The following is a 22,611-nucleotide window of genomic DNA, read 5'->3' on the forward strand; positions in this document are numbered from 1 at the left end:
GGGGCGGTCATCCGGCCGAGCGCTCCCGGCCGCGGAGCACGAAGGCGATCGCCACGCCCACGCCCACGTGGGCCAGGATGTCGGCGGCCGAACGCACGCCGTCCCAGCGCGGGAAGACGCCAGGCCAGCGGAGCGGCAGGACGAGCCCGTACATGACGCCGTAGAGCCCAACCCCGTAGATCGCGCCGCTCAAGAGGGGACGGCGGCGCAGGACTGGCGCGCGGCCGGCGGCCAGGAAGAAGGCCCCCGCCATCGCGCCGGCGATCCCGAAGTGGGTGAGGAGGCCGAGGAGCGTGGAGGTCCATCCCTGGCCGTAGGCGGCCTTGCCGAGCCAGCCGCTGGCCACGCCCTGCCACACCTGCTGGAAGCTCCGCCCCGCCGTCGCGCCGACCACGGTGGCGTAGGCGAGGTCGAGCGCGCCGCCCGCCAGGCCGGCGGCGGCGATACGGGCGGCGGCGGGGCGAAAGCCGGCCGGGTTGGCCAGGGTCGCGACGGTCATCGGGGATGCTCCTGCTTGGCCAGCAGGGTGCGGCGCGCCCGGACGGACGGTCGCGCACGAACCGATGCGCCGGAGCACGTTCCGATGACGCCGCCGGCCGGATCGCGTTTCAGGTTTTGACTTGGCCGGAGAGTTGGCGCTCGCTGCGTCCGAGGCAGTCTCGATGAACTATTCGTTCCGGTTCACCGGTGTTCAGGACCCCCGCGTCGAGGTCGGAGCCTCGCGCCAGTGGGGCGGCTTCAGCGTGCGCGAAGCGCGCGCCGGCGCCGGTCTGCACGAAGGCGTCGTCTTCGACGACCACCGCATCTCGTTCTACCTGTGCGAACCGACCCGCACCGACTGCGGGACGGGCGGACTGCGGCAGAGCCGGCTCTCGGTCAGCGGCGACTTCGATTTCGTGCCCGGCGGCTGCGACGGCTTCTGGGAGGACTCCGCGCCGGTGGATCTCCTGTCGATGCGCTTCTCCCCGACGCTGATCGACGAGGTGGCCGAAGGACTGGGCGCGACCGGCCGCGTGTCCCTGGCGCCCCGGCTGGGCGGCCGCGACCCGTTCATCTCGCACCTCGTGGGGATGCTCCGGGCCGAACTCGCCGCGCCGGAGCCCGCAAGCCGCCTCGCCGCCGACAGCGTCGCCGTGGCCTTGGCCACCCGGCTGCTCCGGGATCTCGCGACGCCCCCGCCCAGCCGCCAGACCCTGTCGAAGCCGCAGCTCCGGCGGCTCGTCGAGCACGTGGAGGCCAACCTGGACGCCGATCTCTCCCTCGCCGAACTGGCGGCGGTGGCCGGCATCAGCGTGCCGCACCTCACCACCCTGTTCCGCCGGACCATGGGCCAGTCGGTCCATGCCTATGTCATGGAGCGCCGGGTGGCGCGGGCCCGCGACCTGCTGCTGTCGGGACGGACCAGCGTGGCGGAAGCCGCCCTGGAGAGCGGCTTCGCCCACCAGAGCCACCTGGCCCGCTGGATGCGCCGGCTGCTGGGCGTGACGCCCGCCCAGGTCCTCAGGTCTTGATCTTGTAGCCCACCTGGAACATCCGCAGGCAGGCCAGCCCGGTGGCCAGCACGAGGCCCGCGGTCATGGCCACCCCCACGAAGAGGTTGCTCTCGGCCACACCGGTGAAGCCGTACCGGAAGCCGTCGATCAGGTAGAAGAAGGGGTTGTAGTGGCTGGCCGTGCGGAACGGTTCGGGCAGCCGCTCCACGAGGTAGAAGGTCCCCGACAGGAAGGTCATCGGCATGATGACGAAGTTGGTGACCGCGGCCATGTGGTCGAACTTCTCGCTCCACAGGCCGGCCATGATGCCCACGAAGCCCATGATGAGCGCCGCGCCCAGGCCGAAGTAGGCGATGGCCCAGGGTTGGGCGATCGGCAGCCGCGCGAAGGGCAGGACAGCCAGCAGGCTGATCGTCCCCACCACCACGCCGCGGGTGGCCGCGCCCGCGCCGAAGCCGGCGACGTGCTCGGCGGGCGTCAGCGGCGGGGTCAGGAAGTCGCCCATCAGGCCGTTGAACTTGGCCTGCAACAGCGATGAGGAGGAGTTGGCGAAGGCGTTCGAGAGGATTTGCATCATCACCAGGCCCGGGGCCACGAAGGTCCCGTAGTCCACGCCGTGCACCTGCCGGCCGCCGCCGACCGCCACCACGAAGACCAGCATGTAGAGAAGCGCGGTGACCACCGGCGCGGCCAGGGTCTGCATGCCCACCTTCATGAACCGGCGGACCTCCCGCAGATAGAGGGTCTTCAGCCCCTCCCAGTTCACCCCCGGATAGGCGCGGGGGCTGGGCGGCAGGGCGATTTCGGCGTCGGGAAGGTCTCGCATCCCGCAGAGATGCGCGCTGAGGGCGGGCGCCGCAAGAGCGGGCGTTAGCGACGCAACATCTAGTTCCTGTGGACGAACCCGATGGCGCCTATTGTGGCCCTTAAGGAGTTGTTTACTACTGATGGTGGTTGGTGAGCGGTGAGAGAGCCGGGCGCCACAAGATGTTGATCCCGGGGGCGTGGGGACGCTCCCGACCCTCTGGGTGGGAGGCGAATATGGGCTGGACCGACGAGCGCGTCGAACTTCTGAAGAAGCTCTGGCAGGACGGCCTCTCGGCCAGCCAAATCGCCAAGCAGCTTGGGGGCGTCACCCGCAACGCGGTGATCGGCAAGGTGCACCGCCTGGGCCTCTCCGGCCGGGCGACGCCGTCCAAGCCCCAGCGGACCGTCTTCAAGGCCCCGCGCCCGGCGCGTCCGGCCGCGGCCGCGCCCTCGGCGCCGCGCCGCATCGCCGAACCGGCCACGCCGGCCCCGGCCCCCGTGCGCTACGTGGACGAGGCCCCCGGCATGGCCACCGTGCTGACCCTGGGCGCCCACATGTGCAAGTGGCCGATCGGCGATCCGGCCATGGACAATTTCACCTTCTGCGGCCGCCGGGCCGACGAAGGCGGCCCCTACTGCTGCGAACACGCCCAGGTCGCCTACCAGCCGGCCCAGGCCAAGAAGAAGTCCAGCGCCGCCGAGCTCGCCCGCAGCCTGCGCCGCTACATCTGAGATCCGCGCTTCGGCGCGGCGCGTGATCCGTTGGGGATGGGGGGCGCGTCCAGCCCCGGGATGTCGACATCCTGAGGCCGGACGCGCCCCTTTCCGTTTCATCGTCATCCCGGACATCGCCCAGCGGCTATCCGGGACCCAGGGGCCGCGCCCGTGACGCTGGACCCCGGCTCCGCGCTTCGCTCCGGCCGGGATGACGGCTAAGGGTAAGACGATGAGCGACGAGGCTTCCGACACCGACGCATCCAGCCCGGCCGGCGGCAACGCCAGGCCCTACTCCGTCTCGGAGCTGGCGTTCGCGTTGAAGCGGACCCTGGAGGACGCCTACGGCTTCGTTCGCCTGAGGGGCGAACTCTCGAAAGTCACCCATCATTCCAACGGCCACGTCTACCTGACGCTGAAGGACGACCGGGCGGCCATCGACGGGGTTGTCTGGAAGGGCCAGGTGCGTGGCCTTTCCATCCGGCCAGAGCAGGGCCTGGAGGTGATCGTCACCGGCAAGATCACCACCTATCCGCAGGGCTCCCGCTATCAGATCGTCATCGAAACCATGGAGGCGGCCGGTGTCGGCGCCCTCCTGGCCCAGCTTGAGAAGCTGAAGGCCAGGCTGGCGGCCGAGGGCCTGTTCGCACCCGAGCGGAAGAAGCCCCTACCCGCCATGCCCTCGGTGGTGGGCGTCATCACCAGCCCGACCGGGGCGGTGATCCGCGACATCCTGCACCGCATCCGCGACCGCTGGCCCTGCCACGTCATCGTCTGGCCCGTGGTCGTGCAGGGCGACGCCGCGCCCGGCCAGGTGTGCGCGGCCATCCGGGGCTTCTGCGGCCTGGACCCGGCGGGCCCCGTCCCCCGGCCGGACGTCCTGATCGTGGCGCGCGGCGGCGGCTCGGTGGAGGACCTCTGGCCGTTCAACGACGAGACCCTGGCGCGCACGGTCGCCGAATGCCCGATCCCGCTGATCAGCGCCGTGGGCCATGAGACCGACACCACCCTGATCGACTTCGTCTCGGACCGGCGGGCGCCCACGCCCACGGCCGCCGCCGAGATCGCCACGCCGGTGCTGGCCGAGCTGAAGGGGCTGGTCGGCGACTATGGCGCGCGGATGCACCGCTGCGGCGGGCGAATGGTCGAGGACCGCAGGAGCCGCGTGGCCCATGCGGACCGCGCGCTGAAGCGCGTGCCGGACCTGGTGGAGCTGGCCGGCCAGCGCTTCGACATCGTCTCGGGCCGCCTCGGCGCGGGGCTGGCCCGCAACGCCGCGGCCCACGAGCGCGACCTGGTGCGGGTGGCGAGCCGTCTTTCGCCCCTGCTGCTGCAGCGGCCGCAGCGGGTGCAGGCGGACCGGCTGGAGGCGCTGAGCGCCCGCCTTGGCCCCTGCATGGACCGGCGGCTGGAGCGGCTGTCGGAGCGGCTGGAGGCCTTGTCCAAGCTCTACGCCAGCGCCGATCCCGACCGACCGCTGAAGCGCGGCTTCGCCCGGGTGACCCGGGCCGACGGCTCGCTGGTGCGCGAGGGCGCGGGGCTGGCCAGCGGCGAGGCGGTCAGCATCAAGTTCGGCGACGACGTGACCCGCGAGGCGGTGATCGACGGCGCGGGCGGATCTCCGTCGCCCAGACCCGCCCCCAAGCCGAAGCCGAAAAGCGAGGCCCCGCTCCAGGGCGACCTGTTCTGAGCGGCCGGTTGGGACTACATAGACGCCCATGAACGCCCACGACCGCGACTTCACCGGCAACGAGCTCGCCAAGCTGCACTACGGCGACGGCGACTTCGCCGTGCTGAAGCCGGGCCGGTTCGTCGTCTGCGCGGTGACCGGCCAGAAGATCCCGCTGGAGCAGCTCCGCTACTGGAGCGCCGAGCTGCAGGAGGCCTACGCCGGGCCGGCCGAGGCGCTGCAGCGCTGGCGCGACACCCACGGGACCTGACCAAGGGGCCTAGGTCCGCCTGTAGACCTCCGCGGGCCACCGCTTGTGGACCCAGAACCATTCCGAGGGCCGGGCGCGCACGCGCTCCTCGATGAAGGCGTTCACCCGCCGCACCCCGGCCTCGATGTCCGCGTCGCGGTCGCCGGTGTCCGCCAGGCGGATCGGCGGGTGGACGATCACCTTGAAACGGGCGCCGGGCCCGACCCGCTGGACGCTCATGGGCTGCAGGGGAACGCCGAAACGGAGCGCGAAGGTGGAGGGGCCGGGCGCGGTGTGGGCCATCACCCCGAAGAGGGGGGCGGCCACGCCGCCGTTGAACTTCTGATCGTTCATCAGCGCCACGGACTCCCCCCGCGACAGGGCCCGCATCAGCTCGCGCGCGCCCTCCAGCCCCTTGGGCGCGAAGAGCCGCACCCCGTAGCGGACGCGGTTCTTCCGGACGCGGGCGTCGACATGGGGGTTGTTCATGGCCCGGTAGGTGATCTGGCAGGGCACGCCGGCGCGCACGATGGCGGCGGCCATCACCTCGAAGGCCGAGAAGTGCCCCGAGATGAACACCACGGGCCCGGCGCCGGCGGCGATCTCGGCCAGGCGCTCGGCGCCCTCCACCTCCACCCGGGCGGGGTCGGCCGCGATGCGGTCCAGGATCGGGAACTCGGCGATCCAGCGGCCCAGCTCCTCCCATTGGGCGGTCAGGAGACGCGCGATCTCCTCGTCGGGCGCGTCGGGAAAGGCGATGCGCAGGTTCCGCTCCGCCACCCGCCGGGCGCTGGTGCGGGGTCCGAGCGTGCGGAACAGCCAGGCGCCGAAATCGGACACCGCATCGATGGGGAACAGTCGGGCGAGGCCGGTGGCGACGTCGAAGGCCAGGGCTTCCAGCCGCCAGGCGAGATCTTGGGCGAAGGAGGGCGTCTGGGCCATCAGCCCCTTCTCTAGAGCGCGTCAGGCGAAAATGTGAACGGTTTCGCCGCGCGGACGCCTGCAGACCGGGCGATTCCCCGCCCGGCCGGGATCGATGGGCGGCCGGGCGCCATCGCCGGTTAAGCATAACCACCCTAGCGTTTAGGATGCGCGCCCAAGTGGCGCCTGAATTGCGGAGGACGCGGCGAGGGGTCCCGATCCGGGACGCACCCGACCTTTCCGCGTGGGCGAATATCCGATGGACGAGATCGACGTTCACCTGGGCCGCAAGCTGAGGCGGCGCCGCAAGCTGATGGGCCTGACCCAGCAGGAGCTGGCGGGCGCCTGCGGCGTACGGTTCCAGCAGATCCAGAAGTACGAGTGCGCCGCCAACCGCATGTCGGCCGCCCGCCTCTGGCAGCTCGCCGCCGTGCTGCACGCGCCTGTCAGCTACTTCTACGAGGGGCTCTCGGAGGCCCAGCGCCTGGCCCGCGAGGCGAGCGAGGAGGTCGACCTTTTCGCCCGCAAGGAAACCCACGAGCTGATCCGCGCCTACTACGCCCTGAGCGAACTGCCCCGCAAACGCCTGCTGGAACTCGCCAAGGCCATGAACGACGAGGCGGAGGGTTAAGCCCGCCGCCCACGCCTGCTAAAGCGGACACATGTCGCTCTCCGCCCCCCGCCTCGCCGAGCTGGACGCCTTCCTGCTCGAGCTCAACCGCGCCGCCGCGAACGTCATCCTGCCGTTGTTCCGGGCCGACCACGGCCTGCACGACAAGGGGACGGGCGGCCAGGGCTACAAGGCCTTCGATCCCGTCACCGAGGCCGACCGGGGCGCCGAGCGCGCGATCCGGGCGCTGATCGCCGCGCGCTATCCCGACCACGGCGTGATCGGCGAGGAGTACGGCGAGGACCGTCCGGACGCGGAGTTCGTCTGGGTGCTGGACCCGGTGGACGGCACGCGGGCTTTCATCGCGGGCCTGCCGCTGTGGTGCGTTCTGATCGGCCTGCGGCACCAGGGCCGGCCCGTGCTGGGCTCGATCGGCCAGCCGTTCCTTGACGAGGTCTACATCGGCCAGGCCGCGGGCTCGCGGCTGGTGCGGCGCGGAACCGAGACGCCCCTGAGAGTGCGGTCGTGTCCGAAGCTGACGGACGCGATCATCGCCACCACCGATCCCGAGGGATGTTTCACCGGCGCGGAGCTGGGGGCCTGGACCCAGGTGCGGGCGGCGGCGCGACTCGCGCGGCTGGGCTGCGACGCCTACGCCTACGCCATGGTGGCGGCGGGCACGATGGACCTTGTGGTCGAGGCCGGGCTGAAGGCCTGGGACATCGACGCCGCGATCCCGGTGATCGAGGGCGCGGGGGGGCTGGTCACCGACTGGCGGGGCCGGCCGGTCGGGCCGAACGGCGGCCAGATCGCCATCGCGGGCGACCGGGCGTGCCTCGACGAGGCGCTGGTCGCGCTGAGGCGGTCGGCCAACTGAAAGCGGCCTCCTCCGGTCCAGGAGGAGGCGCGCGCAGATCAGACTATTTCTTGGCCGGAGCCTTCTTGGCGGCCGGCTTCTTGGCCGCGGGCTTCTTCGCCGCTGTCTTCGGGGCGGCCGGGGCCTTGGCGGCGGCGGGCTTGGCCGCAGGCGCCTTGGCGGCGGCAGGCGTCTTGGCCGCCGCGGGCTTCTTCGCCGCCGGAGCCTTCTTGGCCGCGGCGGGTTTGGCCGCCGGCTTCGCAGCCTTGGCCTGGGTCTTAGCCGGAGCCTTGGCCTTGGCGGGAGCCTTCGCCTTGGCCGGCGCGGCCGACTTCGCGGCCGCCGGCTTCTTGGCGGCCTTCGGCGCAGGGGCCTTCTTCGGCGCCGCCGCCTTCTTGGCGGCCGGCTTCTTCGCCGCGGGCTTCTTCGCCGCCGTCTTCGGGGCGGCCGTGGCCGGCGCAGGCGCAGGCTCCGGGGTCGGCGCGGGCTTTGGGGCCTCGGGCGGTTTGGCGGCCTCCACCGGCTTGGGCGGGGTCGGGGCGGCCGGCTTCGGGCCTTCGGAGGGCTTCGGCGCGGTCTTGCCGGTGAGCGCGTCGAAGACCTTCAGGAAGATGTTACGCATGTCGTCCGTCTCCATCAGGATTTCGTGGTAGGCGCCGGGCACGGTCACGAGCCGTCCCTGCGGTAGATTCCGGGCCGCCGCGGCCTGGGCCGCATTGTCGACGAGGCGGTCCTCGGCGGCCGAGACGATCTCGACCGGGATGGTCACTCCGCGCAACCGCTCGGGGCGGGCGAGGAAGGCGGTGGCGCGCAGGGCGAAGTCCAGCCAGCCCCAGGTGGGGCCGCCCAGCGCGAGATCGGGATTGGCGGCCACCTGGGCCTGGTAGCGTTCGAAGCGTCGCCGGTCGTGGGTGAGGATATTGCCCTCGAAGGTCTCCTCCAGCGGCTCGCCCGGGCCGCCGGGCGTGTAGCGGCCGGCGCGCCCGAACATCAGGTTGAGGCGCGTGCGCGCGATCACGGCGGCGCGCGGGTTGCGGCCGAACTGGATGCCCAGCATGGGCGCCGATAACACCGCGCCGGCGAAGCGCTTCTCGCCATGCGCCAGGGCCAGCAGGGTCAGGCAGCCGCCCATGGAATGGCCCACCGCGATCCAGGGCTTCGGCAGCCGCGCCTCATAGGCGTCGAGCAGGCGGCGGAAGTCGTCGAGGAAGGCCTGGTAGCCGCGCGCGTGGCCCTTGAGCCGGTCGGCCAGCGTGCGGTGCGACAGGCCCTGGCCGCGCCAGTCGTGGACCAGCACCACGAAGCCCCGGGCCAGGAAATCGCGGACGACCTCGTAATACTTCTCGATGGGCTCGGTGCGACCGCCGGAGAGCACCACGGAGCCCCGCGCCGGGCCGGAAGGGCGGAACAGCGCCGCGCGCAGCTTGGCCCCGTCGGCGCCGATGAACCACGACGCCTCGCCGCCCGGCGGGACCGGGGCTTCGGGGATATCCAGCAGGGGCGCGGCTTCGGTCATCGGAGTCGCTTACACGGCCTTCGAAAACAGGTTCTGAATCTCGGACTGGAGCGCGAAGGCGACCCCCATGTCCGACAGCTTCATGCGGCCGGTCATCATCGCCCGCATCGGATCGAGCTGTCCCTTGCCCAGGGCGACGAGGTCGGCGCGGCTGATGGTGACGGTCAGGTCGGCGGGCCTGTCGTCGTTGGTGACCGCGGCGCCGTCGAGATGGATGATGCCCTCGCCCTTCAGATCGAGGCGGACCGAGCGCGAGAGACCGGCCCCCGACGCGGCGGCGGCGCGTATTCGCTCCGTCAGTTCCTCAAGCGTCGGCATCGGCCAAGTCGCTCCCCCGACTCGCGGTTGAGCTTCGCCTTAGGCGCGAAATGTGTAAACCGCCCGTTACGGCGTTATTCGAAGCTCATGCGGGTTTGACGAGCTTCAACGTCATCCGGTCGCTCTCGCCGATGGCGTCGTACTTGGCGTGATCGAAGGCCGGATCGTCGGGCTGCCCCAGGGGCGACGAGCGCCGGACCGGCGGCAGGGTCCACACGCCGAACGGGTGATCGCGGGTGTCCTTGGGATTGGCGTTGATCTCGCTGGTCGCCGCCAGCCTGAAGCCCGCCTCCTCGGCCAGCTTGATGGCGTAGGCCTGCTCCACATAGCCGTCCGACGCGAGCAGATCGGGCACGCCGCCGGGCGCGGCGCGATGCTCCTCGATCCCCAGGACGCCGCCGGGCTTGAGGGCCAGGAAGGCGTCGCGGAACGCTTTCTCCGCCACGCCCATGGCCATCCAGTTGTGCAGGTTGCGCAGGAAGAGGACGAGGTCTGCGGAGCCGTCGGGGGCCACCGGCCCGCTGGTCGGTCCGAAGGCGGTGATCTCGATCTTGCCGTAGAGCCGGCCGTTCTTCCCGAACCGCGCGGCGTAGGCGTCGAGGATCGCGCGGGTGGCGGTGTCGGCGGCGTCCGCCGGCTGCTGCTGGGCCGCGTAGAGCTTGCCGCCCGTGGCGGCCAGGAAAGGCGCCAGGATATCGGTGTACCAGCCCGCGCCGGGCCAGAACTCGACCACCGTCCAGCCGGGCTTCAGCCCCCAGAACTTCAGGCTCTCCGCCGGATGGCGCCAGGGGTCGCGGGCGCGGTCGGCGGGCAGCCGCCAGTCACCGGCCACGGCGCCTTCGATGGTCTTGGGATCGGCGGCCTTGGCCTTCTCGGGCGCGGCGGGCTTGCGGCCGCACGCGGCGAGCCCGGCGGCGCCCGCCAGCACCGCCCGGCGCGAAAACAGGTTCATCGATGACGCCACCCTGTCTCGTCCGCCCCCCGGCGCCCGCCCGCTTCCGACGTAGCCGGATCGGCCCCTCCGGTCAAAGCGCGAAGGTCAACCGGCCTTCACGAACCTCAGCGTCATGCGGTCGCTCTCGCCGATGGCGTCGTACTTCGTGCGGTCGAAGCTCGGGTCGGCCTGGCCGGTGGCCGAGGTGCGGCGCGTGGGCGGCAGGGTCCACACGCCGAACGGATGGTCCTTGGCATCCTTCGGATTGGCGTTGATCTCGGACTTCGCCGCGAGCCTGAAGCCGGCCTTCTCGGCCGCCGCGATCACCGTGGCCTCCGACATGTAGCCGTCGTTCCAGTTCGGCGCTTCGGGCTTCGGGTCCTTGCGGTGCTCCTCGACGGCCAGGACGCCGCCCGGCTTCAGGACGTCGTGGAAGTCCTTCATGGCCTTGTCCAGCATCCCGGGTTGGGTCGCCCAGTTGTGGATGTTGCGGGCCGTGATCACAAGGTCGGCGGAGCCCGCCGCGCCCAGGGGCTTGGAGACCGGGCCGAAGCCCACGTAGGCGATCTGGCCAAACGTCGCGGCGTCGGCGTACTTGGCCTCGAAGTCGGCACGGCCCTTGCGCGCGCCGTCGGAGAGCTTCGGATTGTCGAGGTCGGCCACGGCGGCCACGTACTTGCCCCCCGTGGCCTTGGCGTAGGGCGCCAGGATCTCGGTCCAGTAGCCCGTGCCGGGGGATATCTCGACGACCGTCTGGCCCGGCTTCAGACCCCAGAAGGTCAGGGTCTCGACGGGGTGGCGGTGGACGTCGCGGACCTTGTGCGCTTCGGCGCGCTGGGCGCCGTCCACGGCGGCCTTCAGCTGGGCGTCGGCGGCGAGCGCCGGACTGGCGACGACGACCGCGAGGGCTGCGGCGGCGGCGAGGTTGCGGAACATGAGGGCCTCGGAGAATCCGGTTCGGGGAGCTCGACCCTACGGACACCTGAGCCGCGCGCAAGGGGGCTTGGCCGGCGTCCATGACGCCCCCTTGAGCGCCCCCTTGAACGTGGGGGACCGCCCCCTACCTCTATTCACGGAGGCGCTGGATTTCCGGGCCTTCCGGCGCCCGCGGGGCCTCAAGGGACCGCAGGCGACCGCCAAAGACGCAACCTTGCTTGACAAGAAGGATGTGACCGCATGCGTACGATCGACTTCTCCCCCCTCTATCGCTCCGTCGTGGGCTTCGACCGCCTGGCCTCGCTGCTCGAGACCGCCCAGGCCGACGCCGCCGCGGGCTATCCGCCGTACAACATCGAGCGGACCGACGAGAACGCCTACCGCATCGACATCGCGGTGGCGGGCTTCCGTCCCGAAGAACTCAACGTCGAGGTGAAGGAAAACCTCCTCACCGTCCAGGGCCGCAAGGCCGCCAACGAGGACGACCGCCGGTTCCTGCACCGCGGCCTCGCCGAGCGCAATTTCGAGCGGCGCTTCCAGCTGGCGGACTACGTGGTCGTGACCGACGCCAACCTGGCCGACGGCCTGCTGTCGATCTCGCTGAAGCGCGAGCTTCCCGAGGCTCTCAAACCGCGCCGGATCGACATCACCACCGGCCAATCCAAGCTGATCGAAGGCGAGAAGGCGGCCTAAGGGCTCACGCGCCTCTCAGCGAGAAACCGGGGCGGCGTCCGCGAGGGCGCCGCCCATTTTCGTGCGTCAGATCGGCGGGCGGCAGCCGCGCGTGTCGGCCCCGTCGAGCACGGCGCCGGTCAGATCCGCCCCGTCCAGCCTGGCGTAGCGCAGCCTGGCGCCGGCCAGATTCGCGGGCGTCGTGCGTCCTCCCGCCAGAGGCAGGGCCGACAGGGTCGCGTCCGTCAGGTCGGCCCGGGTCAGGTTGGCCTGGGCCAGGCGGGCGCCGCGCAGGTCCGCGCCCGCGAGCTTCGCGCCGACGAGGTCGACGCCCTCAAGATTGGCCCCCTGGAGATGGACGCCGCTCAGGTCCAGGCCGGCCAGGCAGGCGCCCTTGGCGCTCGCGGCGGTCAGGCGCAGCCCCTTGAGCTCGGCCGCGGCCGGGCGCAGGTCCTCGCCGTCCAGGTTCACCGGTTCTCCCTCCTTGCCGCCCGAACGGACCCAGGCGTCATGGGCGCGCGCGGCGCGCACGAGCTGGCCGATGCGGAGCACCGCGTCGCGGCTGGGCGGAGCCTTGGCCTGGCCCAGCCTGGCGCCGACGGTGCGGGCCGCCGCCAGGGTGGCCCCCGCCACGTCCGCGCCAGCGAAGTCGCAACCCTCGAAGTTCGCCCCGGCGACGTCGGCGTTGGCGAGCGTCGCCCCCGAGAGGTTGGCCCCCCGGAGGTTCGCCGAACCCATCTCCGCGCCCCGCAAGGAACAGTCCGAGAAGTCGGCGTCGACGGCGTGCAGGCTGTCGAGCCGCGAGTTGTCGAGGGTTGCGCCCGAGAGCACCGCGCCGTCCATCTGACCCTCGCGCGGTTCCTCGACCACGGCCGGGAAGCCCTTGGACGGGTGGGGCCGGGCCACCTTGCCCGGACGGATGTCGGCGCCCGTCAGGTCGGCCCCGGCGAGGTTGGCGCCCGTCAGGCAGGCGCCGCGCAGGTCCGCGCCCGAGAGATCGGCGCCGCGCAGGTCGGCGCCGCGCAGGTCGCAGCCGGCCAGCCTGGCGCGGGCGAGCTTGGCCCGCGCGAGCCTGGCCCCGTCGAACACCGAGCCCGAGAAGTCCGCGCCCGACAGGTCGCGGCCGGACAGGTCCAGGCCGGAGAAATCCACGAACGGCAGGGTCGCGCGCTTGCCGCCCTGGCCCGCCGCATGCCGGGCGTGAGCGTCCAGCAGGATCTTGAGCTCTCCTTCCGAGAGCCGGCGTCGCCCGGTCAGGCCGGGCTTCGGGTCCCGCTCGGCCAAGGGGTCAGATGACCTCGTCCAGGCCGCGGGCGCCGGTGCGGATCACGCGGGCGAAGTCGGCTTGCTTCAGGTGGGCGCCGACGAAATTCGCACGGCTGACGTCGGCGTCGGCCAGCAGGGCGTGGCGCAGGTCGGCGCCTGCCAGGTCGGCGTTCTTCAGCACCGCGCCGGTGAGGTTGCAGGGCATCACCCGCTCGCTGCCCAGCAACAGGGGGCCCATCTGGGCGTCGCGCAGGTCGGAGCCGGACAGCTTGGCGCCCACCAGCCGCGCGCCGCGCAGGTCGGCCCGGCGCAGGTTGCAGTTGCGCAGGTCCGCGTTTTCGAGGTGAGCGCCCTGGAGCTGCACGCCTTCCATGTCGAGACCGTAGAAGACCGCGCCCTTGGCCGACAGCGCCGTCAGGTTGAACCCCCGCACGCTGCCCAGCTCGCGCAGGTCGGCGTTGTCGAACACGGACGGCTTGCCCTCCTCCCCGCCTGTCTCGCACCAGCGGGCGTGGTCGCGGATCATGGTCTTGTAGGGCAGATCGGACGGCGTCTTGCCTGTGGGCTCGTCGGTGAGCACACCCGACAGGTTGGCGTCCATCACGTTCCAGGCGACGGTCTTGGCGCCCACCAGCACGGCGTCGCGAAGGTCGGCCCCGGCGAGGTCGGCGCCCGACAGGTCCGCGCCGGACAGATTGGCGCCCTTCATCGAGGCCTGCTTCAGGTTGGCGCGGATCAGCTTGGCGTCGCGCAGCACCGCATCGGTGAAGTCGGCGCGCACGGCCATGACGCCCGACAGCCGCGAGCGTTCGAGGTTGGCGCCGGCCAGGATCGCCCCCTGGATCTCGCCGGGCGCGGTGGGATGGCCGGTCTCGAGCCGGCGGAAGCCGAACTTGCGGTCGGCCGCGGCCAGCGCCCCCTCCCGCAGATCGGCCTCGAAGAGGTCGGCGCCGGTCAGGTCGGCGTTGCGCAGACAGGCCGCGCGCAGGTCCGCCCGGCGCAGCGAGGCGTCCTGGAGCTTGGCGTTCTGCAGGTCCGCCCCAAAGAGGATGGCGTTGTCGAGGCGGGCGTTGATCAGCCTGCAGTCGGTGAGGATGGCGCCGGTGAAGTCGGCGTCGCAGAGGTTCTTGCCCGAGAGGTCGAGGCCCGAGAGGTCCTTCCAGGCGAAGACGGCCCGCGCGCCGCCCGGCTTGGAGCTCCACAGCCGGTCGTGCTTGGCGCAGACGGCCTCGACGTCAGCCTGGCTGAGGCGGCCTACGACGAGGCTCTTGGCGTGACTTACAGGCATCGGTCCAGGGCCGTCCGACAGTTCTTGGAACAAGGTTAGCCGGCACCGATTAACGACGCATTTCCAGAGATTTAGCCGGCGCATAGCCGGCGTAGAGGGGTTCCGCCTCCGCAGCCAGCAACCCCTGGTCGCATGGGACGCCGGATGCGCGCAGGCGCTCGGCGCCCCGGCCGGCGGCGAACACCGATGGATCGGGACAGGCCACGACCACCCGGGCCACGCCGGCGTCGACCAGGCGCTCGCTGCACGAAGGCGCGCCGCTGGACCTCTGGGCGCAGGGCTCGAGGGTCACGAAGGCCACGGCGCCCCGGGCGGCGTCGCCGGCGCGGTCCAGGGCGATCTCCTCGGCGTGCGGGCGCCCGCCGTCCCCGGTCGCGCCCTCCCCCACGACCACGTCGTCGCGGACGATCACGCAGCCCACGGCCGGATTGTCGGCCGTCCGTCCCAGTTGGGCCCGCGCCAGCGAAATGGCGCGGCGCATGTGGTCGGCGTCGTGGTCCATGGCCTCGGCTTGTCTCCCATCGCCCCATCGGCGCCAAGCCCGAAAACCTGTGCTAGGAGGCGGCCATGGACGAGTTCGATCTGGCCGTGGCCGAACACCGGGCGGGGCGTCTGGACGCCGCCGAGCGCGGCTACCGCAGCCTGCCGGAAAGCCCCAAGGTGCTGCACAACCTGGGCGTCCTGCTGATCGCCCAGGAGCGGTTCGACGAGGCCGAGGCCGTCCTCAAGCGCGTGCTCGAGCTCGACCCCGGCAACGGGCCGTCGGCCTTCAGCCTGGCCATGCAACTCCTCGCCCGCGGCGCCTACGCCGAGGCCTGGCCCCACTACGAAGGGCGGCGGCGGCAGCCGGGACTCCACATCCCCTCCATCGACCATCTCCCGGAGTGGCGGGGCGAGGACCTCGCGGGCAAGCGGCTGGTGGTGCTGGGCGAGCAGGGTTTCGGCGACCAGATCCAGTTCGCGCGCTTCCTGCCCATGCTGCCGCCGAACGCCGGCGTGACCTACGTCTGCTCGCCGCCCCTGATGCGCCTGATGCAGAACCGCCACGCCCGCCTGGCGCCCGGGGTCGTCGGCGCCGCGCCGTTCCAGGGCGACTACTGGGTCCTGCTCGGCTCGCTGCCGCTCCGGCTTGGGGTGACGCTGGAGAACCTTCCCCCGCCCCTGCCCACGCCCGTGGTCTGGCGCGGCCGCGGGGGCGGCGTCGGCGTGATCGCCCGCGGGCGGCCCAGTCACACCCATGACGCCCACCGCTCCCTGGACCCGGCCTCCACCCGGCGGCTGCTCGGACTGGGCCTCGACCTCGCGCCCGAGGCCACCGGCGCCCGGGACTTCGCCGACACCGCGCTGATCGTCGCGGGCCTCGACCTGGTGATCACCGTGGACACCTCGGTCGCGCACCTCGCCGCGAGCATGGGCGCGCCCACCTGGGTGCTCTTGCCCCGGCGCGGCCTCGACTGGCGCTGGCTGCGCGACCGCGCGGACAGTCCCTGGTACCCCACCGTCCGCCTGTTTCGTCAGCGGGAGGCCGGCGACTGGGCCTCGGTGCTGGACGAGGTCGAGGCCGAGCTCGCGGCGCTCGGCCTGCGCAAAGGCGCCTAGGGAAGGGCCGGAAGGGTGGTCGCCCGCTCGGCGTCGAGGTAGCGGGCGGCGACGGGCTTCAGGCCGGCGTCCAGCTCGATGACCAGCGGATTGCCGGTAGGGATCTCGACGCCCACGATGGCGTCGTCCGACACGCCGAACAGCAGCTTCACGATCGCCCGCAGGGAATTGCCGTGGGCCACGACCAGCAGGGTCTCGCCGCGGGTCAAGCACGGACCGATTGCGCTTTCCCAGTAGGGCTGCACGCGATCGAGCGTGGTCTTCAGGCTCTCGGTGTCGGGCAGATGCGCGCCGGCGTAGCGGCGGTCCCTGGAGAAGTCGTACTCGGAACCGGCGGCCAGGGGCGGCGGCGGAATGTCGTAGGACCGGCGCCAGATCTTGACCTGCGCCTCGCCGTGCTTCTCGGCGGTCTCGGCCTTGTCGAGCCCCGTGAGCGCCCCGTAGTGGCGCTCGTTCAGCCGCCAGTCCTTCACCTCGGGGACGAAGGCCTGGCCGGCGGCGGCCAGCGCCAGCCACGAGGTGCGGATGGCGCGCGTCAGCACCGAGGTGAAGCAGCGGTCGATGGCCAGGCCCGCCGCCTTGATCATCTCGCCGCCCTTCCTGGCCTCGGCCTCGCCCTGGGCGGTCAGGTCGACGTCCACCCAGCCGGTGAACCGGTTCTCGAGATTCCACTGGCTCTGGCCGTGACGCAGGAGGATCAGGGTGGGCAAGGCGGGCTCCTTCGAAGGCGGAGCGTCGGGCTAGGGCGCGGGGGCTTCGCCGTCAAGCCGGCGCGGTCTATAGGAACGGCCCATGCTGGATCGCTTCTACCTGCCGTTGCTGGGGATCGCCGCCCTGGCCGCCGTCGCGCTTTCCCTGGTCTGGCCGCAGGGCCTGGGCGCCCGCTCGCCCGAGCCGTTCGGTCACACCCCCGTGCAACAGACGCCCGAGGTGAAGGCCGCCATGCAGCGCGAACACGAGGCCGCCCAGCGGCGCGTGAACGAAGCGCGCGAGGCGGTCCGCAACATCCAGAACCAAGCGATCGCGCCGTCGCAATGAGCGCCGACCGCACCATCGCCGTCGGCCGCCGCGTGCTGCAGGCCGAAGCCGCCGCGCTATCGGCCCAGGCCGAGGCCCTGGACGGTCCCTTCGCCGAGGCCGTCGACCTGCTGTTCGCCGCCGAGGGCCGGATCGTCTGCACCGGCATGGGCAAGTCGGGCCACGTGGCCCGCAAGATGGCGGCCACCTTCGCCTCGACCGGCTCGCCCGCCTTCTTCGTCCACCCCGCCGAGGCCAGCCACGGCGACCTCGGCATGATCGGTCCCGGCGACGTGATCGTGGCGCTGTCCAAGTCGGGAGAGGCGCGCGAACTGGCCGACGTGCTGGCCTACGCCAAACGCTTCCAGATTCCCCTCATCGGGGTGACGGCCCAGCCAGGCAGCGCGCTGGGCCGCGCGGCGGACATCGTGATCGAACTCGCCGACACGTCCGAGGCGACGGCCGAAGTCAACGCCCCCACCACCTCGACCACCCTGCAGATCGCCATCGGCGACGCGCTGGCCGTGGCGCTGCTGGAGCGCCGGGGCTTCCAGGCCCGGGACTTCCACGTCTTCCACCCGGGCGGAAAGCTGGGCGCCATGCTGCGCACCGTGGGCGACCTGATGCACGGCGCGGACGAGCTCCCCCTGGTCGAGGTCGGGACGCCCATGCGCCAGGCCCTGCTGGTGATGTCCGAGAAGCGCTGGGGGATCGTGGGCGTGCTGGATGGCGAGGGCCGCCTGGCCGGCGTCATCACCGACGGCGACCTGCGCCGCCATATCGACGGCCTGATGGACCACACGGCGGACGAGGTCATGACGCCCGGCCCGAAGAAGGTTGTCACGCCCGAGATGCTGGCCTCGGAGGCCCTGGCCCTGATGAGCGATCCGCCGCCCGCCGTGACGGTGCTGTTCGTGGTCGACGACGGCCGGCCGGTCGGGGTCCTGCACGTCCACGACCTGCTGCGCGCGGGGGTGATGTAGGCCACGGTCCCGTGATCCGGGCCGAGAACCAGGCTCGGCCATCACGCGTTCGGGATGGCCTTGGCGACCTCCGCTCAAGTAAACAGAGCCCCCCGACCGTAACGCCGGAGTTCCGATGCTGCCCGCGCCCAGAGCCGACCTCGTCGCCAACACCTTCGACTACGAAGTCCAGCCGCTGGTGAAGGCCACGGGGTTCCGCGAGTACGACGCGCGCTGGCTGTTCGGACCCGAGATCAACCTCCTGGGGGTTCAGGCCCTGGGCCTTGGCCTGGGGACCTACATCCACGAGCTGGGCCAGACGCGGATCGTCGTCGGACACGACTTCCGGTCCTATTCGCTGTCGATCAAGCAGGCCCTGACCATCGGCCTCGTGGCCGCCGGCTGCGAGGTGCTGGACATCGGGCTGGCCGTCTCGCCGATGGCCTACTTCGCCCAGTTCGACCTGGACGCGCCGTGCGTGGCCATGGTCACCGCCAGCCACAACGAGAACGGCTGGACGGGCGTGAAGATGGGCGCCCAGCGGCCCCTGACCTTCGGCCCCGACGAAATGGGCCGGCTGAAGGAGATCGTGCTCAAGGGCGAGTGGAGGCAGCGTCCCGGCGGCTCGGTGGCCCATATCGCGGGCGTCGCCGAGCGCTACATCGCCGACGTGGCCTCGCGCGGCCGGATCGCGCGGCCGCTGAAGGTGGTCGCCGCCTGCGGCAACGGCACGGCCGCGGCCTTCGCGCCCGAGGCCCTGCGCCGAATGGGCGTGGCCGTGGTGGTCGAGATGGACTGCGAGCTCGACTGGACCTTCCCCAAGTACAATCCGAACCCCGAGGACAGCGTCATGCTGCACGCCATGGCCGAGGCTGTGCGGACCTATGACGCCGACCTCGCCCTGGGTTTCGACGGCGACGGCGACCGCTGCGGCGTGGTGGACGACGAGGGCGAGGAGATCTTCGCCGACAAGATCGGCCTGATGCTTGCCCGCGACCTGTCGGAGCTGCACAAGGACGCGACCTTCGTGGTGGACGTGAAGTCCACCGGCCTCTTCGCCACCGACGAGGTGCTGAAGGCCAACGGCGCCACGACCGTCTACTGGAAGACCGGCCACAGCTACATCAAGCGCAAGACCGCCGAGCTTCGCGCGCTCGCAGGCTTCGAGAAGAGCGGCCACTTCTTCTTCAACGCCCCGATCGGGCGCGGCTACGACGACGGCCTGGTGGCGGCCGCGGCCATCCTCTCCATGCTCGACCGCAACCCCGGCAAGCGGCTCTCGGACCTGAAGCGGGCCCTGCCGGTGGCCTGGACCTCGCTGACCATGAGTCCGCACTGCGCCGACGAGGTGAAGTACGCCGTCGTCGAGGACGTGGTGCGCGAGTACCAGGCGCTGGCCGCCGCGGGCGGAACGATCCTGGGCCGCAAGATCGCCGACCTCGTCACCGTAAACGGCGTGCGGGTGGCCCTGGAGGACGGTTCCTGGGTGCTGGTGCGCGCCTCGTCCAACAAGCCCGAGCTGGTGGTGGTGGTGGAAAGCACCCAGTCCGAGGCCGACATGCGCCGCCTCTTCCGCGAGGAGGTGAAGCCCCGGCTCGCCAAACGCCCGGAGGTGGGCGCCTACAACCAGGAAATTTGAGCTAGCGGCCCCGTCCGCCGCGTGCCAAAGCGCGGCCTCATCGGCGTTCGGAGACACTCCCCATGAAAGTGGCGATGATCGGCACGGGCTATGTGGGTCTGGTCAGCGGCGCGTGCTTCGCCGACTTCGGGCACACGGTCACATGCATCGACAAGGACGCTGGCAAGATCGAGTGGCTCAAGGCCGGCGGCATCCCGATCTTCGAGCCCGGCCTCGACGTGCTGGTCGCCCAGAATGTGAAGGCCGGCCGGCTGTTCTTCTCGACGGGCCTGGATTCGGTCCACGACGCCGACGCGGTGTTCATCGCCGTGGGCACCCCGTCGCGCCGCGGCGACGGCCACGCCGACCTGTCCTACGTCTACGCCGCGGCCGAGGAAGTCGCGGCCCTGGTGGGCGGCTTCACGGTGGTGGTCACCAAGTCCACGGTCCCGGTGGGCACCGGCGACGAGATCGAGGCCATCTTCAAGCGCGTCCGGCCCGACGCCGACGTGGCCGTGGTCTCCAACCCCGAGTTCCTGCGCGAGGGCGCGGCCATCGAGGACTTCAAGCGGCCCGACCGGGTCGTCGTGGGGACGGAGGACGAGCGGGCCCGCGAGGTAATGCGCGAGCTCTACCGGCCGCTCTACCTCAACGAGACGCCGATGGTGTTCACCAACCGGCGGACCAGCGAGCTCATCAAGTACGCCTCGAACGCCTTCCTGGCCATGAAGATCACCTTCATCAACGAGATGGCCGACCTCTGCGAGGCGGTGGGCGCCGACGTCCAGCAGGTGGCCCGCGGCATGGGCCTCGACAACCGCATCGGCGGCAAGTTCCTGCACGCCGGGCCGGGCTACGGCGGCTCCTGCTTCCCGAAGGACACGCTGGCGCTGGTGCGGACCGCCCGCGACGCCGGGACGCCGCTGGAGCTCATCGAGACCACGGTCCGGGTGAACGACGACCGCAAGCGCGCCATGGCCCGCAAGGTGGTCCGCGCCCTGAACGGCGACCTGAAGGGCAAGCGGGTGGGTGTTCTGGGCCTGACGTTCAAGCCGAACACCGACGACATGCGCGACGCCCCGTCCCTGTCGATCATCCCGGCGCTCCAGGACAGGGGCGCGATCATCCAGGCCTTCGACCCGGAGGGGACAGGCGAGGCCCGGGGCCTGCTCGACAAGGTGGAGTTCAAGTCGGACCCCTACGCCGCGGCCGAGGGCGCCGACGTGCTGGTGATCATCACCGAATGGGATCAGTTCCGGGCGCTGGACCTCGACCGGATCAAGCTGCTCATGAAGCAGCCGGTGCTCGTGGACCTGCGCAACATCTACAAGCCCGACGACATGCGGGCGCGCGGCTTCGCCTATACGAGCGTCGGACGGCGATGACAGGACCCTGGAGAGCCTAGGCTTCCGGGGTCAGGCTCGTGGAGTCAGGCTCCCAGGGCGAAGATCCGCATCACCGCCTGGGCGATCCAGACCGCCCCGGTCCAGAACGCCGTCGCCAGCAGGGCCACGAAAACGAGGCAAGCGATCGACGTGGCCGGACGCCACGCCTGCCGCGCCGCCCCTCGGAACGCGAGGTCGCGCATCAAATCCTCCCCATGCATTCTCTAGTCCCGGGCGGGTCGAGCCGCCTGGATGTGACGACTGTGACACAACCGTTCAGGCTTGGGTAGGTATGCCGCGGTCTGGCCGCGCGCCCTTCCTGCGCGCGGCGATCAGGACCTCGTGAAATCACGCCCCGTCAGGCGGCGGCCTTCTTCACCGCCCCGGCGATCTCCTTGACCACCTGGTTGACCAGGTTCTCGTCGTCGCCCTCGGCCATGATGCGGATGAGGGGCTCGGTGCCGGAGGCGCGGACCACGATGCGGCCCGAGCCGTTCAGGCGCTGCTCGGCGTCGGCCAGGACCTTCTTCACCGTCTCGGCCTCCAGCGGCCTGCCGCCGGCGAAACGGACGTTCTCCAGCTTCTGGGGCACGGGCTCGAACTGGCGGGCGAGCGCGCTCATCGGCCGGTCGCTCTCCTTCAGCACCGCCAGCACCTGCAGCGCCGCCAGCAGGCCATCGCCGGTGGTGGAGAAGTCGGAGAGGATCAGGTGCCCCGACTGCTCGCCGCCGAGGTTGAAGCCGCCCTCGCGCATGCGGGCCATGACATACCGGTCGCCCACCTGGGTCCGCTCCAGCTTCAGGTTCCGGGCCTTCAGGAAGCGCTCGAGGCCCAGGTTGGACATCACCGTGGCCACCACGCCGCCGCCCAGCAGCCGGCCGCCGCGGGCCCAGGCGCCGGCGATCATGGCCATGATCTGGTCGCCATCCACGACCTGGCCCTTCTCGTCGCAGATCACCAGCCGGTCGGCGTCGCCGTCGAGGGCGATGCCGATGTCGGCCCGGTACTCCTTCACGGCCCGGGACATGGCGTCGGGATGGGTGGAGCCGCACTCCTGGTTGATGTTGAAGCCGTTGGGCTCGACGCCGATGCGGATCACCTCGGCGCCCAACTCGTACAGGGCCTCGGGCGCGACCTTGTAGGCGGCGCCGTTGGCGCAATCGACGACGATGCGCATGCCGGACAGGCTGAGGCCCTTGGGGAAGGTCGCCTTGGCGATCTCGACATAGCGCGCCTGGCAGTCGTCGATCCGCTGCACGCGGCCGAGTGCGTCGGGGGCGGCCAGGCCCTCCTGGAGGCCCTGGTCCATCAGGGCCTCGATCTCCAGTTCGCGCTCGTCCGAGAGCTTGTAGCCGTCGGGGCCGAACAGCTTGATGCCATTGTCGTGGTAGGCGTTGTGCGAGGCCGAGATCATCACGCCCAGATCGGCGCGCAGGGACCGGGTCATCATGGCCACGCCCGGGGTCGGCAGCGGCCCGAACAGGCGCACGTCCATGCCCACGCTAGTGAAGCCCGCCACCAGGGCCGGCTCGATCATGTAGCCAGACAGCCGCGTGTCCTTGCCGATCACCACCAGGTGGCGGCGGTCGTCCCTGGACATGAACAGCTTGCCCGCCGCCATGCCGACCCGCAGCGCGACCTCGGCGGTCATGGGATGGCGGTTGGCCTGGCCGCGGATGCCGTCGGTGCCGAAGTAGGCGCGCTTGCTCATGGGGTGTTCTCGAAACGATCCGAAACGGAGATTTAGTCGACGGGAGCTTAGCCGATGCTAAAGCCGCCC

25 protein-coding genes are annotated in these 22,611 nt (G+C 71.3%); 12 read left to right on the forward strand and 13 right to left on the reverse strand.

The window, feature by feature from the left end:
- Window positions 1-7: 7 nt before the first annotated feature.
- A complete protein-coding gene (locus tag ACK4TT_RS07480; protein ID WP_409634997.1) occupies window positions 8-499 on the reverse strand; it encodes a hypothetical protein in 492 nt (163 codons plus the stop codon).
- Window positions 500-662: 163 nt separating this feature from the next.
- On the opposite strand from ACK4TT_RS07480, the gene ACK4TT_RS07485 reads away from it, so the two are divergent.
- Window positions 663-1,511 (forward strand): helix-turn-helix domain-containing protein, encoded by an 849-nt coding sequence (locus tag ACK4TT_RS07485; protein WP_409635000.1) that lies wholly within the window; start codon window positions 663-665, stop codon window positions 1,509-1,511.
- On the opposite strand, the gene ACK4TT_RS07490 is transcribed toward ACK4TT_RS07485, so the two are convergent.
- Window positions 1,501-2,319 carry an ABC transporter permease gene (locus ACK4TT_RS07490; protein ID WP_409635003.1) on the reverse strand — a complete coding sequence of 273 codons (819 nt, stop codon included), beginning with the start codon at window positions 2,317-2,319 and terminating at the stop codon, window positions 1,501-1,503. The genes ACK4TT_RS07485 and ACK4TT_RS07490 overlap by 11 nt on opposite strands.
- 215 nt (window positions 2,320-2,534) lie before the next feature.
- On the opposite strand from ACK4TT_RS07490, the gene ACK4TT_RS07495 reads away from it, so the two are divergent.
- From ACK4TT_RS07495 to ACK4TT_RS07505, 3 genes are all read left to right on the forward strand, one after another.
- The gene (locus tag ACK4TT_RS07495; protein WP_409635006.1) at window positions 2,535-3,032 is read left to right on the forward strand and encodes a GcrA family cell cycle regulator; all 498 of its coding nucleotides are present in this window, start codon (window positions 2,535-2,537) and stop codon (window positions 3,030-3,032) included.
- Window positions 3,033-3,246: 214 nt separating this feature from the next.
- Complete coding sequence (xseA, locus tag ACK4TT_RS07500) at window positions 3,247-4,704, forward strand: exodeoxyribonuclease VII large subunit (RefSeq protein WP_410212728.1); 1,458 nt, start codon at window positions 3,247-3,249, stop codon at window positions 4,702-4,704.
- A gap of 28 nt (window positions 4,705-4,732) precedes the next feature.
- Window positions 4,733-4,954 carry a DUF2093 domain-containing protein gene (locus ACK4TT_RS07505; protein WP_410212729.1) on the forward strand — a complete coding sequence of 74 codons (222 nt, stop codon included), beginning with the start codon at window positions 4,733-4,735 and terminating at the stop codon, window positions 4,952-4,954.
- 9 nt (window positions 4,955-4,963) lie between these two features.
- Here ACK4TT_RS07505 and ACK4TT_RS07510 read toward each other — a convergent pair whose 3' ends face one another.
- Window positions 4,964-5,875 (reverse strand): lysophospholipid acyltransferase family protein, encoded by a 912-nt coding sequence (locus tag ACK4TT_RS07510; protein ID WP_410212730.1) that lies wholly within the window; start codon window positions 5,873-5,875, stop codon window positions 4,964-4,966.
- Window positions 5,876-6,113: 238 nt separating this feature from the next.
- On the opposite strand from ACK4TT_RS07510, the gene ACK4TT_RS07515 reads away from it, so the two are divergent.
- Both ACK4TT_RS07515 and hisN read left to right on the forward strand, forming a co-directional pair.
- Window positions 6,114-6,485: a helix-turn-helix domain-containing protein gene (locus ACK4TT_RS07515; protein WP_409635016.1), complete on the forward strand. Its 372-nt coding sequence runs from the start codon at window positions 6,114-6,116 to the stop codon at window positions 6,483-6,485.
- Between the two features lie 31 nt (window positions 6,486-6,516).
- Window positions 6,517-7,341 (forward strand): histidinol-phosphatase, encoded by an 825-nt coding sequence (hisN, locus tag ACK4TT_RS07520; protein WP_409635020.1) that lies wholly within the window; start codon window positions 6,517-6,519, stop codon window positions 7,339-7,341.
- A 43-nt stretch (window positions 7,342-7,384) separates the two neighbouring features.
- Here the strand turns inward: hisN and ACK4TT_RS07525 are convergent, their stop codons facing one another.
- The 4 genes from ACK4TT_RS07525 to ACK4TT_RS07540 all read right to left on the reverse strand — a co-directional run bounded on the left by ACK4TT_RS07525 (window position 7,385) and on the right by ACK4TT_RS07540 (window position 11,024).
- Complete coding sequence (locus ACK4TT_RS07525) at window positions 7,385-8,836, reverse strand: alpha/beta fold hydrolase (protein WP_410212731.1); 1,452 nt, start codon at window positions 8,834-8,836, stop codon at window positions 7,385-7,387.
- 9 nt (window positions 8,837-8,845) lie between these two features.
- Complete coding sequence (locus ACK4TT_RS07530) at window positions 8,846-9,154, reverse strand: SCP2 sterol-binding domain-containing protein (protein WP_410212732.1); 309 nt, start codon at window positions 9,152-9,154, stop codon at window positions 8,846-8,848.
- Between the two features lie 85 nt (window positions 9,155-9,239).
- Window positions 9,240-10,106 carry a class I SAM-dependent methyltransferase gene (locus tag ACK4TT_RS07535; protein ID WP_409635029.1) on the reverse strand — a complete coding sequence of 289 codons (867 nt, stop codon included), beginning with the start codon at window positions 10,104-10,106 and terminating at the stop codon, window positions 9,240-9,242.
- An 87-nt stretch (window positions 10,107-10,193) separates the two neighbouring features.
- On the reverse strand, window positions 10,194-11,024 hold the full coding sequence (locus tag ACK4TT_RS07540) for a class I SAM-dependent methyltransferase (RefSeq protein ID WP_409635032.1): 831 nt from the start codon (window positions 11,022-11,024) through the stop codon (window positions 10,194-10,196).
- A 240-nt stretch (window positions 11,025-11,264) separates the two neighbouring features.
- Here ACK4TT_RS07540 and ACK4TT_RS07545 point away from each other — a divergent pair, with 240 nt between their 5' ends.
- Window positions 11,265-11,717 carry an Hsp20 family protein gene (locus tag ACK4TT_RS07545; RefSeq protein WP_409635035.1) on the forward strand — a complete coding sequence of 151 codons (453 nt, stop codon included), beginning with the start codon at window positions 11,265-11,267 and terminating at the stop codon, window positions 11,715-11,717.
- A gap of 66 nt (window positions 11,718-11,783) precedes the next feature.
- Here the strand turns inward: ACK4TT_RS07545 and ACK4TT_RS07550 are convergent, their stop codons facing one another.
- The 3 genes from ACK4TT_RS07550 to ACK4TT_RS07560 are packed head-to-tail and all read right to left on the reverse strand — an operon-like array spanning window position 11,784 to window position 14,752.
- A complete protein-coding gene (locus ACK4TT_RS07550) occupies window positions 11,784-12,980 on the reverse strand; it encodes a pentapeptide repeat-containing protein (RefSeq protein ID WP_409635038.1) in 1,197 nt (398 codons plus the stop codon).
- 4 nt (window positions 12,981-12,984) lie between these two features.
- The gene (locus tag ACK4TT_RS07555; protein ID WP_409635041.1) at window positions 12,985-14,250 is read right to left on the reverse strand and encodes a pentapeptide repeat-containing protein; all 1,266 of its coding nucleotides are present in this window, start codon (window positions 14,248-14,250) and stop codon (window positions 12,985-12,987) included.
- A 49-nt stretch (window positions 14,251-14,299) separates the two neighbouring features.
- A complete protein-coding gene (locus ACK4TT_RS07560) occupies window positions 14,300-14,752 on the reverse strand; it encodes a bifunctional diaminohydroxyphosphoribosylaminopyrimidine deaminase/5-amino-6-(5-phosphoribosylamino)uracil reductase RibD (protein WP_409635044.1) in 453 nt (150 codons plus the stop codon).
- A 65-nt stretch (window positions 14,753-14,817) separates the two neighbouring features.
- On the opposite strand from ACK4TT_RS07560, the gene ACK4TT_RS07565 reads away from it, so the two are divergent.
- Window positions 14,818-15,849, forward strand: coding sequence for a tetratricopeptide repeat protein (locus tag ACK4TT_RS07565; protein WP_410212733.1), 1,032 nt, complete (start codon window positions 14,818-14,820; stop codon window positions 15,847-15,849).
- Here the strand turns inward: ACK4TT_RS07565 and gpmA are convergent.
- Window positions 15,846-16,559 carry a 2,3-diphosphoglycerate-dependent phosphoglycerate mutase gene (gpmA, locus tag ACK4TT_RS07570; protein ID WP_409635050.1) on the reverse strand — a complete coding sequence of 238 codons (714 nt, stop codon included), beginning with the start codon at window positions 16,557-16,559 and terminating at the stop codon, window positions 15,846-15,848. The genes ACK4TT_RS07565 and gpmA overlap by 4 nt on opposite strands.
- An 82-nt stretch (window positions 16,560-16,641) precedes the next feature.
- Between gpmA and ACK4TT_RS07575 the strand changes: the two genes are divergently transcribed.
- From ACK4TT_RS07575 to ACK4TT_RS07590, 4 genes are all read left to right on the forward strand, one after another.
- On the forward strand, window positions 16,642-16,887 hold the full coding sequence (locus ACK4TT_RS07575; protein WP_410212734.1) for a hypothetical protein: 246 nt from the start codon (window positions 16,642-16,644) through the stop codon (window positions 16,885-16,887).
- Window positions 16,884-17,849 carry an SIS domain-containing protein gene (locus ACK4TT_RS07580; RefSeq protein ID WP_409635056.1) on the forward strand — a complete coding sequence of 322 codons (966 nt, stop codon included), beginning with the start codon at window positions 16,884-16,886 and terminating at the stop codon, window positions 17,847-17,849. Before ACK4TT_RS07575 ends, ACK4TT_RS07580 begins: the two co-directional genes overlap by 4 nt.
- 115 nt (window positions 17,850-17,964) lie before the next feature.
- The gene (locus ACK4TT_RS07585; protein ID WP_410212735.1) at window positions 17,965-19,467 is read left to right on the forward strand and encodes a phosphomannomutase/phosphoglucomutase; all 1,503 of its coding nucleotides are present in this window, start codon (window positions 17,965-17,967) and stop codon (window positions 19,465-19,467) included.
- Between the two features lie 62 nt (window positions 19,468-19,529).
- Complete coding sequence (locus tag ACK4TT_RS07590; RefSeq protein WP_410212736.1) at window positions 19,530-20,831, forward strand: UDP-glucose dehydrogenase family protein; 1,302 nt, start codon at window positions 19,530-19,532, stop codon at window positions 20,829-20,831.
- 44 nt (window positions 20,832-20,875) lie between these two features.
- Here ACK4TT_RS07590 and ACK4TT_RS07595 read toward each other — a convergent pair whose 3' ends face one another.
- Both ACK4TT_RS07595 and glmM read right to left on the reverse strand, forming a co-directional pair.
- Window positions 20,876-21,034 carry a hypothetical protein gene (locus tag ACK4TT_RS07595; protein ID WP_409635065.1) on the reverse strand — a complete coding sequence of 53 codons (159 nt, stop codon included), beginning with the start codon at window positions 21,032-21,034 and terminating at the stop codon, window positions 20,876-20,878.
- Window positions 21,035-21,189: 155 nt separating this feature from the next.
- Entirely contained in the window at window positions 21,190-22,542 is a 1,353-nt protein-coding gene (gene glmM / locus ACK4TT_RS07600; RefSeq protein ID WP_410212737.1) for a phosphoglucosamine mutase, read from the reverse strand.
- Window positions 22,543-22,611: the final 69 nt, after the last annotated feature.

Source organism: Phenylobacterium sp., assembly GCF_046463815.1.
In the GTDB taxonomy this organism is placed as follows: domain Bacteria; phylum Pseudomonadota; class Alphaproteobacteria; order Caulobacterales; family Caulobacteraceae; genus Phenylobacterium.